The following is an 11,930-nucleotide window of genomic DNA, read 5'->3' on the forward strand; positions in this document are numbered from 1 at the left end:
ACGGTTCAAGGACGTTGCCCAGCGGCGGCACCGATCGTGTTTCGCGCCAACAGGCGCTTGCTCAAACCCAGTACCAGCATCGACACCGCCACTGCCAATCCAAAGGCGAGCATTCCCACCGCGGGCAGGGCCAGGGCCAGTACCAGGCAGAACGCCGCAAAGGAATACAGGCCGGTGGTCAAGGAGCGCAACAGCACGGTGGTGAAGGCCACGCCGTGGCTCTGGTGGGAGAACACCGCCAGCACGCTGCCGAGCACCGGAAACACCGCGAGCATGCCGCTCCAGCGTTCGCCAACGGTGCTGGCCAGCAGGGTGACCGCCAGGGTCAGCAAGGCCCCGGCAAGCATCCGGTAAGGCAGTTTGTCGGAGCGCTGCACGGGGGCGGCGGGCACAGCGCTCACCCGGGGAAACAGGCGCGGCGCCAGGAGCAGGGCGCTGGCGGCGCAGGCCACGGACAAGCCCAGTGAGGCCGGCACCTGGGTAATGGCTGTGGCCAGCACGGCCCAGACCAGCGTGGCCACGGCCAGGGCCCCGGGCCAGGAAAGACGCTGTGCGGCATGGGTGTAGGCGACGCTGAAGGCGATCATCGCCAGCAACGCCGAGAGAGCGGCCCCCGCCGCGTGGGTGGCGAAGGCCGTGCCTTGCTCCAGCGCCAGAAACAGCAGGATCGGTCCCACCACCACCGGAAACCCCGCCAGCCAGCCGGCGACATTCGGTCCCCAGCGCCTGCTCGCCAGAGAGATCAACCAGAGGAATCCGGGAACCGTCAGCAGTTTTAACAGCAGCATGCGTGCACTCAGTGGATGAACGGTGCGCCACGCTAGCATCCAGCGCGGCATTTGGCGCGTATCTGCTGGCAGGGAGGCGGTCGGGAGTGAAGTGCGGCGTCGCTTTTTCTTGTACAGCGAAAAGCTTTTGAATCGATTAAATGCGGTTTTGTACAAGTATTAAGGCGTTTAAGGCGTTTTTTATCGATAAAAATTGTACAAAAATTAATTTGTCGTATAGGTTTTTAAGGGTGAAATGTGCCGATGCCTGTTCCGTCCTTTCAGGGGCAGTCGCTCGCTCTTCACGCTTTTGGGGCTCCGAGGTCAGGCCCGGGTGGAACCGGGGCTGGGTCAGTTGTGTGGTCGGCCACCTCGGGGCTCTTTTTTTTCCTTGGCACGTGCAAGGAATTGCCCGCCTCGCCAGCTTTTCGGAACCCATGCGCCATGCACGATCCTCTTTCTCAGCACTTTCACGGCATTCTCCAGGGCTTGGGTGAAGACCCCTCGCGCGAGGGCCTGCGGGACACCCCGCAGCGGGCGGCAAAGGCCTTGCGCTATCTGTGTCACGGTTACGACACCCGCCTTGACGAGTTGGTCAACGGCGCGCTGTTCAGCTCCAGCAGCGACGAGATGGTGATTGTCCAGGACATCGAGCTGTATTCCCTGTGCGAACACCACCTGCTGCCCTTCATCGGTCAGGCCCATGTGGCTTACATCCCCACCGGCAAGGTGCTGGGGCTGTCCAAGGTGGCGCGGATCGTCGACATGTACGCGCGGCGCCTGCAGATCCAGGAGAACCTCACCCGGCAGATCGCCGAGGCGATCCAGGAAGTGACCCGGGCCGCCGGGGTGGCGGTGGTCATCCAGGCGCGGCACATGTGCATGATGATGCGCGGGGTGGAGAAGCAGAACTCCATGATGAACACCTCGGTGATGCTCGGGGCCTTTCGCGACTGCAGCAGCACCCGCCAGGAGTTTCTCCAATTGCTGCCCAGGCGTTCCTGAATGAACCGCGCCGGACGTGTTCCGTTGAGGCGCTGGTTGTGGCTGCTGGTGCTGCTCAGCGCCACGGCCAGCGCCGACTGGCAGGCGTCGCTGCCCGAGGCCCGGCTGCTGGGCAGTGGCGAGTTCAGCTGGTTCGGCTTCAAGGTCTACCACGCGCGGCTCTGGGGCAGGGCGTTGCCGCTGACGGACGACAGCCCCTTCGCCCTGGAGCTGACCTATCGGCGCACGATCCGCCGCGACGAGCTGGTGCAGACCAGCCTCGACGAGATCCAACGCTTGTCCGGCAGCGCGGTCAGCCCGGCGCAACTCAAGGATTGGCAGGCGCAGATGCAGCGTGCCTTCGTCGATGTCGAACCGGGCCAGCGCATCACCGGGGTGTTTCTGCCGGGACGCGGGGTGGAGTTCTTTGTCGACCAGCACTTGCAGTACAGGGTGGAGGACGAGGCCTTCGCCCGCGCGTTCTTCGCCATCTGGCTCGACCCGCGCACGCGCAATCCGCAGCTGCGCGCACAACTGCTGGGCCAATAGCCGGCGCAGCACAGGAGATGTGCCATGTTCAAGAAATACCTGCTGTTGCTGTGCCTGGGCCTGGTCGCCTGCAGCGACACCGACGTCAAGCAGTACCGCGAGCAGAAACCCGAGCTGGAACTGCGCCAGTTCTTCACTGGCCGGGTCGAGGCCTGGGGCCTGTTTCAGAAGCGCTCCGGCGAGGTGATCAAACGCTTCCATGTGCAGATCGACAGCCGCAGCGAGGGCGAGAAATTCATCATGCACGAGGACTTCACCTACAGCGACGGCACCCGCCAGACCCGGGTCTGGACCCTGGTCCCGGCGGGGCCTGGACTGTGGCGCGGCACCGCCGACGATGTGGTCGGCGAGGCCCTGGGCGAGGTGTCCGGCAATGCCCTGCGCTGGCGCTACGTGCTCAACCTGCCGGTGGACGGCAAGACCTACCAGGTGCACTTCGACGACTGGATGTACCTGTTGGACGAAAACACCCTGGCCAATCGCTCCTACATGACCAAGTTCGGCTTCGAGCTGGGGCAGGTCAGCCTGTTCTTCCGCCGCCAGCCCAACTGACGGCGCTCGACCCGTGCCTCAGGACGGGTCGTCGAGAAAGCGTCCGCGATGCTCGGGTCTCGGCAGCAGGCACACCTCATTCCGGCCGAACCAGCGGTAGCGATTGCCAGCGATCCGGTCGTAGGCCCAGTCCCGCAGCGGCCGCGGGATCCAGCGCAGCAGGCGCAGCCAGCGCCAGGGCGCGGGCAGTTGTGCCATCAGGCGGATAAAGGCCTCGGAACGTTGGGACAGGCCTCGGTCTTCGATCAGCAGGACCGTGTCGAACTGATCCGTGGGCTGGCCGAACCACTTCAGCAAGGCCTGGCCCTGGGGCGATTGCATCGACGCCAGCTTGATCCGCCGCTGGCGGTCGTGGCGGATCACGAACTGCACCGAGGCATTGCACAGCTTGCACACCCCGTCGAACAGCAGGACCCGGTCACCGGGGTGCAGGAAGGGGGGCAGGGTGTCGGGGCGGGGATCGGTCGCAGGGCTGTTCACGGGGGCCACCTTGGGCGTGCTATCGAAGCCTGCGGCAGGGGCCGCCAGGCGCTGCAAAGGCAGCAGCATACGCCCCTTCAAGGTCAATATTCAGGCTTGGGTGCCCGGGCTGAAACCTCTAAGCTGGGCCCTTGCTCCAATCCGTCGTGGAAATCCCCGTGAAATTCAGCCTGCCGAAAATCGCCACAGCGCCCTTTTGTCCGCCGGAAGTGGCGGGTTCCGTATCCGTCGATCCCCGTGCCTCGTTGTTCAAGCGCCTGCTGCGCTTTGCCGGCCCCGGGCTGCTGATCTCCATCGGCTACATGGACCCCGGCAACTGGGCCACGGCCATCGAGGCCGGCTCGCGCTATGGCTACAACCTGCTGTTCGTGGTGCTGCTGGCGAGCCTGGCCGGCATGGCGGTGCAATGCCTGTGCTCGCGCCTGGGCATTGCCACGGGGCGCGATCTGGCGCAGCTGTGCCGGGAGCGCTACAGCCGCCGTTCGGCCCGGGCCCAATGGCTGGCGGCCGAGGTGTCGATCATCGCCACCGACCTTGCCGAAGTGCTGGGCTGCGCCCTGGCGTTCCACCTGTTGCTGGGGGTGTCGCTGAGCACCGGGATCGTCATCACCGCCTTCGACACCTTGCTGGTGCTGGCCTTGCAGAACCGCGGCTTTCGCCGGCTGGAGGCGATCATGCTGGCGCTGGTGGCGACCATCGGCGTGTGTTTCTTCATTGAACTGCTGCTGATCAAACCCTACTGGCCGGACGTGGCCCGGGGCTTCACCCCGTCGCTCTCGGCCATCAGCGACGCCGCACCGCTGTACCTGGCGATTGGCATCCTCGGCGCCACGGTGATGCCCCACAACCTCTACCTGCACACCTCGGTGGTGCAGACCCGCTTGATCGGCCAGGACCGGGCCAGCCGCGCCGACGCCATCAAGCTGGCGCGGATCGACACCATCGGCTCCCTGGCCCTGGCGCTGCTGGTGAACGCAGCGATCCTGATCCTCGCCGCCGCGGCCTTCCACAACACCGGCCACAGCGACGTGGTGGAAATCCAGGATGCCTACCACCTGCTCGATCCGCTGGTGGGCGGAGCCCTGGCCAGCGTGCTGTTCGGCGTGGCGCTGCTGGCCTCGGGGCAGAGCTCGACCTTCACCGGAACCATTGCCGGGCAGGTGATCATGGAGGGTTACCTGAACCTGCGGATTCCCTGCTGGCAACGGCGCCTGATCACCCGCGGGCTGGCGCTGATCCCGGCGTTCATCGGTGTCTGGCTGCTGGGCGACGGCGCCGTGGGCCAGTTGCTGGTGCTGAGCCAGGTGGTGCTCAGCCTGCAGTTGCCGTTCGCCCTGTACCCGCTGATTCGCATGACCAACGACCGGCGCCTGATGGGCGAATTCGTCAACCGCTGGCCGACCCGGATCCTCGCCTGGAGCCTGTTCGCCATCATCAGCGCCGCCAACGCCTGGCTGATTGCCCAACTCTTCCTGTAGGAGCCGGCTTGCCGGCGAAGAGGCCGCTGAGTCTTGTGCAGGTCTTGCCGACGCTTTCGCTGGCAAGCCAGCTCCTACGTGGGAATGCGATGGTCCTGTAGGAGCCGGCTTGCCGGCGAAGGGGTCGCTGAGTCTTGTGCCGGTCTTGCCGACGCTTTCGCTGGCAAGCCAGCTCCTACGGGGGAATGCGATGGTTTTGTAGGAGCCGGCTTGCCGGCGAAGAGGCCGCTGAGTCTTGTGCAGGTCTTGCCGACGCTTTCGCTGGCAAGTCAGCTCCTACGGGGGAGTGCGATGGTCTTGTAGGAGCCGGCTTGCCGGCGAAGGGGCCGCTGAGTCGGGTGCCGGTCTTGCCGACGCTTTCGCTGGCAAGCCAGCTCCTACGGTTACGGGGCGGGTGCGCGGGTGGCGGTGGCGCTAGCGATCCCAATAGGGCTCCGGGCCGAATTTCTCGACGAAGAAGTCGATCACGGTGCGCACTTTCACTGACAGCCGTCGGCTACCGGGCCACAGGGCGGCGATCTGTTGCGGTTCGAGGCTGGTGGCCACTTCGAAGCCTTCGAACAGCGCCACCAGACGGCCCTGGTGCAGGGCCTCGCCAATCAGCCAGGAAGGAAACATCACCAGCCCCAGGCCCTGTTCGGCGGCCTGGGTCAGGGTGTCGGCGTGGTTGCCGGTCAGGGGGCCCTTGACGCTGTAGGGCGTCCAGTCGCCCCGGCCCTGGCGGAAGAACCAGCGTTGCTGGCCGGTTTCGCCCTTGTAGGCCAGGCACTGGTGCTGCTGCAACTGCTGCGGGTGGTGCGGTGTGCCATGCCGGGCCAGGTAGGCCGGGCTGGCCGCCACCCGGTAGCGCTGCGGGGCCAGCAGGCGGGCCTGCATCGAGGAGTCTTCCAGGGTGCCGATGCGAAACAGCAGGTCGGTGCCGTCCTGCAAGGGATCGATGTAGTTGTCGGTCTGCTGGATCTCCAGTTGCAGCTTGGGGTAGCGGCCCAGCAGCTCGCCAAGCCAGGGCGACAGGTGACGCTGGCCGAACACCACCGGGGCGTTGATCCGTACCAGCCCGGCCGGTTCGTCCTGCTGTTCCTGCAGCGCCTGTTCGGCTTCTTCCCACTGCGCCAGCACCCGTCGCGCATGATGGCCCAGCAGGCGCCCGGCCTCGGTGGGGCTGACGGCGCGGGTGTGGCGATAGAGCAACTGCTGGCCCAGGGCCTGTTCCATCAGCTGGATCTGCCGCGAGATGGACGAGGGCGCCAGCCCCTCGCGGCGTGCCACGGCCGAGAAACTGCCCTGGTCGAGCACCGCGATGAACAGGCGCAGGGCCTTGAAACCGAGATCGTTGAAGCCTTGCATGGGGGCGTCCTGCTGTGCGTTTTGCGCAAAAGAGTTGTCGGCATGCTGGCATTTATCGCAAAGCTCGTGCAATCGATAATGCCGGCCATTCCTTGATGTCGAGCAGGTGTCGCATGTCCTCTGAAGCTCTAGATACACCGCTGCCGAAGCCGATGGCGGGCGCCGCGCCCGCTGCCGGCTGGCAGCGCCTGATACTGTTGCCGCTGGTGATCCTGGCCGGCATGGGCCTGTCGGTGGAGGCCGGCTTGCTCGGCCCGCTGGGCGCCCAGGTCGGGCATCTGTGGGCCACCCTGAGCATCTTCGGCGTGGGCGCGGCGCTGCTGTTTCTGCTGCTGTTGTTCAGCGGCCCGCAGCCGGGGCCGGCCCTGAGCCAGTTGCCGCGCTGGCAGCTGCTCGGCGGGGTGCTGGGGCCGATCTACGTGGTGGTGCTGACCCTGGCCACGCCCCATATCGGCATTGCCATGACCATGATCGCGATCCTCTCCGGGCAAGTGGGCAAGAGCGTGCTGATCGACCATTACGGCTGGTTCGGCAGCGCCCGCAAGCCGGTCAATGGCGAACGCTGGCTGGCCCTGGTGCTGATTGTCGTGGCCCTGATCCTGATCGCCCGAGGTTGAATATGAACCTGATTCTATTGTTGGTGCTGGTGGTGGCTGCGGGTGCGGTGCTCAGTGTGCAGGCGGCGATCAATGGCCGCCTGGGAGAAAGCGTCGGGGTGTTGCGCAGCAGCCTGCTGACCTTTGCCGTGGGCGCCTTGATCACCGGTCTGTTGATCGTGTTTTTCCAGCCGCCCCAGGCCATGACCTTGCTTCAGGCGCCGAAATGGCAACTGACCGGTGCGCTGTTCGGCGTGGTCTACATGCTGGTGATGGTCGGCGCGGTGCCGCGGGTGGGCACCGCGGTGGCCACGGTGGCGGTGATTCTCGGGCAGTTGGGCATGGGCATGCTGATCGACAACTTCGGCTGGTTCGGCAACCCGGCCATCGAGCTGTCCTCCAGCCGCCTGCTGGCAATGCTGTGCCTGGCCCTGGCGCTGCTGTTCATGTACCGCAGCAATGCGCGGCCATAAGCCATAAGCCATAAGCCGCAAGCCGCAAGCCGCAAGCTTGAAGCTGGCAGCTTATGAGCGAAGCGAATCCTCCAGCACCTCGATCCAGTGGCGGACCGGGGTGCGGCCGGCGCCATCGAGGTGGGTCTGGCAGCCGATGTTGGCGGTGACGATCAACTCCGGCTGGCCGCTTTCCAGGGCCCGCAGCTTGTCGTCCCGCAGTTGCCGTGCCAGCGCCGGCTGGGTCAGCGAATAGGTGCCCGCCGAGCCGCAGCACAGGTGGCTGTCGGGCACCGCGGTGAGGTTGAAGCCCAGGCGCTGCAGCAGGCTTTCCACGGCGCCGCCGAGCTTCTGCGCGTGCTGCAGGGTACAGGGGCAATGGAAGGCCAGACGCTGTTCGCTGTGGGCGCCGAGCTGTTCCACGGGTTCGTTGTGCAGCACCTCCACCAGGTCCCGGGCCAGGGCGCTGACCTGCCGGGCCTTGTCGCGGTAGGCCGGGTCGTGGGCCAGCAGCTGCTGGTACTCCTTGATGAAGGCGCCACAGCCGCTGGCGGTCTGGATGATCGCCTCGGCGCCCTGTTGCAGGTGCGGCCACCAGGCGTCGATGTTGCGTCGGGCACGCTGCAAGCCGGCTGCCTGGGCGTCCAGGTGATAGTCCACGGCGCCGCAGCAGCCGGCCTCGGCGACCGGCTGCACGCTGATGCCCAGGCGATCCAGGACTCGCGCCGCCGCGGCATTGGTGTTGGGCGACAACCCCGGCTGCACGCAGCCTTCGAGCAACAGCACGCGCCGCGAATGGCGCGGGGCGGGGCGCGGCTTGGCCGTGGGCAGCTGGCGCGGCAGCTTGTCCTGCAGCGCCTGGGGCAGCAGCGGGCGCAGGCGGCTGCCGCTGTTGATCAGGGCCTTGAACAGCCGCGGGTTGGCGCTAAGGGCTCGCAGCCCGCGGCGCAGCAGTTGCTGGCCGACGGGCCGGGGCAGGGCGGCATCGACCACGGCGCGGCCGATGTCCAGCAGGTTGTGGTAGTCGACCCCGGACGGGCAGGTGCTCTCGCAGTTGCGGCACGACAGGCAGCGGTCCAGGTGCTGCTGGGCCTGGGCGGTGGCCGGGGCGCCTTCGAGCACCTGCTTGATCAGGTAGATGCGCCCCCGCGGGCCGTCCAGCTCGTCGCCCAGCAACTGGTAGGTTGGGCAGGTGGCGTTGCAGAAGCCGCAATGCACGCAGCTGCGCAGGATGCGCTCGGCTTCGGCGGCCCGGGGCAGTTGCCGGGCCTCGGGGCTGAGGGTGGTCTGCATGGTCTAGAGCTCCGCGTAGAGTCGGCCGGGGTTGAAGATCCCTTGCGGGTCCAGCTGCGCCTTGAGCCGCTGGTGGTAGTGCAGCAGGGTCGGCGCCAGGGGCTGGAACGGGCTGTCTTGCAGGCCGTGGCTGTAGCAGCTGGCGTGGCCGCCGACGGCGCTGACGGCGGCGCGGATCTCGGCGGCCGTGGCCTCGGTCTTCAGCCAGCGCTGGGCGCCGCCCCAGTCCAGCAGTTGTTCGCCGGGCAGTGCCAGCAGCGGCGTGTTGTGCGGCAGCGACAGGCGCCACAGCGGCAGGCCGGGGTTGAAGAAGTCCAGCTGCTGTTCATTGAGCTGGCTCCAGTAGCCCGAATCCAGAGGCTCGCCGCCCAGGCGCTCATGGGCCGCCGCCACCGAGCCTTCGCCGCCTTCCAGGCGCAGGTGCAGGCGCTCGCCGTCATGGCAGGCGGCGCTGATCGGCAAGGGCTGCTGGCCCCATTCGGCCAGTTGCGCGAGGGCGCGCCGGCGGTCCATTTCCAGGCTCAGGCTCAGGCATTGCCGGGGCTTGGGCAGGACCTTCAACGAGACTTCGGTGATCAGCCCCAGGCAGCCGTAGCTGCCGGCCATCAGCCGCGACAGGTCGTAACCGGCGACGTTCTTCATCACCTCGCCGCCAAAGCGCAGGTGCTGGCCGCCGCCGCTGATGATCCGGGTGCCGAGGACGAAATCCCGTACCGCGCCGGCCCAGGGTCGACGCGGCCCGGACAGGCCACTGGCGAGCATGCCGCCCAGGGTCGCGCCGGCGCCGAAGGACGGCGGCTCGCAGGGCAGCATCTGCCCGGCGGCGTCCAGGGTGGCGTGCAATTCACTGAGCGGGGTGCCGGCCCGGGCACTGATCACCAGCTCCGTGGGGTCATAGCTGACGATGCCGCGATGGCTGCGGGTGTCGAGGATTTCCCCGGCGCACTCGCGGCCGAGAAAGGCCTTGCTGTTGGAGCCCTGGATGCGCAGCGGCGTACGGCTCTGCAGGGCGTCGCGCACCTGTTCCAGCCACGCCTCGGTGGCATCGAAATCGCTGTCCGTGCTCATCAGAACCGCTCCAGTTCGGGGAAGGGCAGTTGCCCGTGATGGATGTGCATGGCGCCGAATTCCGCGCAGCGTTGCAGGGTCGGGATGTTCTTCCCGGGGTTGAGCAGGCCGCCGGGGTCGAAGGCCGCCTTGATGGCGTGGAACAGGTGCAGTTCGTGGTGGTTGAACTGGGCGCACATCTGGTTGATTTTTTCCCGGCCCACGCCGTGTTCGCCGGTGATGCTGCCACCCACCGCCACGCACAGTTCGAGGATCTTGCCGCCCAGGGCCTCGGCCCGTTGCAGCTCGCCGGGCTGGTTGGCGTCGAACAGGATCAGCGGGTGCATGTTGCCGTCGCCGGCATGGAACACATTGGCCACCCGCAGCTGGTACTCCTCGGCCAGGCGGGCGATGCCCCGCAGCACCCCCGGCAACTGCCGGCGGGGAATGGTGCCGTCCATGCAGTAGTAGTCCGGCGCCAGGCGCCCCACCGCCGGGAAGGCGTTCTTGCGCCCGGCCCAGAAGCGCACGCGCTCGGCTTCGTCGCGGGCCAGGCGCACCTCCCTGGCGCCGGCGCGTTCCAGCACCTGGCGCACCCGCTCGCAGTCGTCGTGGACATCGGCTTCCACGCCGTCCAGTTCGCACAGCAGGATGGCCGCGGCGTCCACCGGGTAGCCGGCGTGGATGAAGTCCTCGGCGGCGCGGATCGCCAGGTTGTCCATCATCTCCAGGCCGCCGGGGATGATCCCCGCGGCAATGATCTCGGCCACGGCGCGGCCGGCGGCTTCCACCGAATCGAAGGCCGCCAGCAGCACCTTGGCGATCTGCGGCTTGGGCAGCAGCTTGACCGTGACTTCGGTGATCACCCCCAGCAGGCCCTCGGAGCCGGTGAACAGCGCCAGCAGGTCGAAGCCCGGCGAATCCAGGGCGTCGCTGCCCAGGGTCAGGGGCTGGCCCTCGACGCTGAGCATCTGGACCTTGAGCAGGTTGTGCACGGTCAGGCCGTATTTCAGGCAGTGCACGCCGCCGGCGTTTTCCGCGACGTTGCCGCCAATCGAACAGGCGATCTGCGAAGACGGGTCGGGGGCGTAGTACAGGCCGAAGGGCGCGGCGGCCTGGGAGATGGCCAGGTTGCGCACCCCGGGCTGGAGCCTGGCACAACGCGCGGCGGGGTCGATCTGCAGGATGTCCTTGAAGCGCGCCATCACCAGCAACAGGCCGTTTTCCAGGGGCAGGGCGCCGCCGGACAGGCCGGTGCCAGCGCCCCGGGCCACCACCGGCACGCGGTGCGCATGGCAGATCTGCAGGATGCGCTGCACCTGGTCCAGGTGCCGGGGCAGGGCCACCAGCATCGGCGTGCTGCGGTAGGCGCTGAGGCCATCGCACTCGTAGGGCTTGAGCTGCTGCTCCTGGTCCAGCAGCTCGAGCTCCGGAAGCTGTTGGCGCAGGGCCTGGATCAGGGCCTGGCGGTCGACCTCGGGCAGGGCGCCGTCGAGGCGTTCGTCGTAGAGCATGGTCATGGCGGCGAAGGACCTTGAGTGGTTTTTATCAGGTCGCGACAGGGCTATCAGCGGGTCTGGTGTCCGTCCGTCTGCGCTGGCGCTGGCTGCACCACTTTAGTCGCTTGTGGCCGGGTAAGCGCAGCGGATTGACCTAACCTTTCCAAGTACTCGAACCCTGCGCTGAACGCTGCCGTTTCAGGTGCTGCGCTGATCGAGTCTCATCCGAAAGAGGAACCCAGCCATGTCCAATGAAACCTGTGCCTGTCCGGCTTGCACCTGCAAGCTCGGCGCCCACCCGATTGTCCGTCACGGTAAGCACTACTGCTGTCAGGCGTGCGCCGATCACCACGCCCACGGTGAACCTTGTGCCTCCACCGACGGCTGCAAATGCGCCAAGGGCGCCCACGGCTGAAGCGGGCAGGGCGGGTGGAGCCACAGGGCCCCACCCGCATCGGTGGCGCCTAGACCGAAGGGCGCCAGGTGACGTTCTCGATGCCGAACTTCTCGGCCATGGGCTTGCTGGTTTTCTTTACCCGTTCCCGGCCGAAGCGGCCGATGCGTCCGACACCGGCATCGCAACTGGCCCAGTGCCAGGCCTCGGCGTTGTCCATCTTGTCCTGGCGGATGATGAAGGACTTGGGCGCGCCGTGAAGGGTGTATTCGATGACGAAAAGTTTTGCGTTGTTCATAGAGCCGTTCTTCCTCCCTGTGATTCTTGAGTGATCCTGCGGGCACCAAAAAATTCACTTTGATTGTCCGACTCTGGCGCCAACGGTCGTTGCCCGGGCGTGGACCGGCCCAAGGCCGGGGCGATGCCGCCGGGCCCCTGAAAGCTGCCTGTTCCCGGTGCGCTTTCCGGCGGCTGGCGGGCGCTGCAGACGCT

At 66.9% G+C, this 11,930-nt stretch carries 14 protein-coding genes; 7 read left to right on the top strand and 7 right to left on the bottom strand.

The window, feature by feature from the left end; translation table 11 throughout:
• Window positions 1-5: 5 nt before the first annotated feature.
• On the bottom strand, window positions 6-788 hold the full coding sequence (locus PST29_RS11495; RefSeq protein WP_060843121.1) for a hypothetical protein: 783 nt from the start codon (window positions 786-788) through the stop codon (window positions 6-8).
• 423 nt (window positions 789-1,211) lie between these two features.
• Between PST29_RS11495 and folE the strand changes: the two genes are divergently transcribed.
• From folE to PST29_RS11510, 3 genes are read left to right on the top strand one after another with little or no spacing between them, the layout of a single operon-like run.
• The gene (folE, locus tag PST29_RS11500) at window positions 1,212-1,772 is read left to right on the top strand and encodes a GTP cyclohydrolase I FolE (RefSeq protein WP_060838578.1); all 561 of its coding nucleotides are present in this window, start codon (window positions 1,212-1,214) and stop codon (window positions 1,770-1,772) included.
• Window positions 1,773-2,300 (top strand): chalcone isomerase family protein, encoded by a 528-nt coding sequence (locus PST29_RS11505; protein ID WP_060838579.1) that lies wholly within the window; start codon window positions 1,773-1,775, stop codon window positions 2,298-2,300.
• Window positions 2,301-2,324: 24 nt separating this feature from the next.
• Window positions 2,325-2,852, top strand: a complete 528-nt coding sequence (locus PST29_RS11510) for a DUF3833 domain-containing protein (protein WP_060838580.1) — start codon at window positions 2,325-2,327, stop codon at window positions 2,850-2,852.
• An 18-nt stretch (window positions 2,853-2,870) separates the two neighbouring features.
• Here PST29_RS11510 and PST29_RS11515 read toward each other — a convergent pair whose 3' ends face one another.
• Window positions 2,871-3,332 (bottom strand): thiol-disulfide oxidoreductase DCC family protein, encoded by a 462-nt coding sequence (locus PST29_RS11515; RefSeq protein ID WP_060845094.1) that lies wholly within the window; start codon window positions 3,330-3,332, stop codon window positions 2,871-2,873.
• 158 nt (window positions 3,333-3,490) lie between these two features.
• Between PST29_RS11515 and PST29_RS11520 the strand changes: the two genes are divergently transcribed.
• Complete coding sequence (locus PST29_RS11520; RefSeq protein ID WP_060838581.1) at window positions 3,491-4,810, top strand: Nramp family divalent metal transporter; 1,320 nt, start codon at window positions 3,491-3,493, stop codon at window positions 4,808-4,810.
• Between the two features lie 414 nt (window positions 4,811-5,224).
• On the opposite strand, the gene PST29_RS11525 is transcribed toward PST29_RS11520, so the two are convergent.
• Window positions 5,225-6,157, bottom strand: a complete 933-nt coding sequence (locus PST29_RS11525) for a LysR family transcriptional regulator (protein ID WP_060843122.1) — start codon at window positions 6,155-6,157, stop codon at window positions 5,225-5,227.
• Window positions 6,158-6,309: 152 nt separating this feature from the next.
• Here PST29_RS11525 and PST29_RS11530 point away from each other — a divergent pair, with 152 nt between their 5' ends.
• Window positions 6,310-6,774 (top strand): DMT family transporter, encoded by a 465-nt coding sequence (locus PST29_RS11530; RefSeq protein WP_060843123.1) that lies wholly within the window; start codon window positions 6,310-6,312, stop codon window positions 6,772-6,774.
• Window positions 6,775-6,776: 2 nt separating this feature from the next.
• The gene (locus PST29_RS11535; protein ID WP_060838584.1) at window positions 6,777-7,226 is read left to right on the top strand and encodes a DMT family transporter; all 450 of its coding nucleotides are present in this window, start codon (window positions 6,777-6,779) and stop codon (window positions 7,224-7,226) included.
• A gap of 51 nt (window positions 7,227-7,277) precedes the next feature.
• On the opposite strand, the gene glcF is transcribed toward PST29_RS11535, so the two are convergent.
• Genes glcF through glcD form a run of 3 tightly spaced genes read right to left on the bottom strand, consistent with a single transcriptional unit; the run spans window position 7,278 to window position 11,065 of the window.
• Window positions 7,278-8,498, bottom strand: coding sequence for a glycolate oxidase subunit GlcF (gene glcF, locus PST29_RS11540; protein ID WP_060843124.1), 1,221 nt, complete (start codon window positions 8,496-8,498; stop codon window positions 7,278-7,280).
• A 3-nt stretch (window positions 8,499-8,501) separates the two neighbouring features.
• On the bottom strand, window positions 8,502-9,566 hold the full coding sequence (gene glcE, locus PST29_RS11545; RefSeq protein WP_060843125.1) for a glycolate oxidase subunit GlcE: 1,065 nt from the start codon (window positions 9,564-9,566) through the stop codon (window positions 8,502-8,504).
• Entirely contained in the window at window positions 9,566-11,065 is a 1,500-nt protein-coding gene (gene glcD / locus PST29_RS11550; RefSeq protein WP_060843126.1) for a glycolate oxidase subunit GlcD, read from the bottom strand. Before glcD ends, glcE begins: the two co-directional genes overlap by 1 nt.
• A 223-nt stretch (window positions 11,066-11,288) precedes the next feature.
• Between glcD and PST29_RS30940 the strand changes: the two genes are divergently transcribed.
• Window positions 11,289-11,459 carry a metallothionein gene (locus PST29_RS30940; RefSeq protein ID WP_082729216.1) on the top strand — a complete coding sequence of 57 codons (171 nt, stop codon included), beginning with the start codon at window positions 11,289-11,291 and terminating at the stop codon, window positions 11,457-11,459.
• A 49-nt stretch (window positions 11,460-11,508) separates the two neighbouring features.
• Here PST29_RS30940 and PST29_RS11555 read toward each other — a convergent pair whose 3' ends face one another.
• Entirely contained in the window at window positions 11,509-11,736 is a 228-nt protein-coding gene (locus PST29_RS11555) for a DUF6555 family protein (protein WP_060838588.1), read from the bottom strand.
• Window positions 11,737-11,930 lie beyond the last annotated feature (194 nt).

Origin of the sequence: Pseudomonas sp. St29, assembly GCF_001547915.1 — a bacterium.
Taxonomy (GTDB): Bacteria; Pseudomonadota; Gammaproteobacteria; order Pseudomonadales; family Pseudomonadaceae; genus Aquipseudomonas.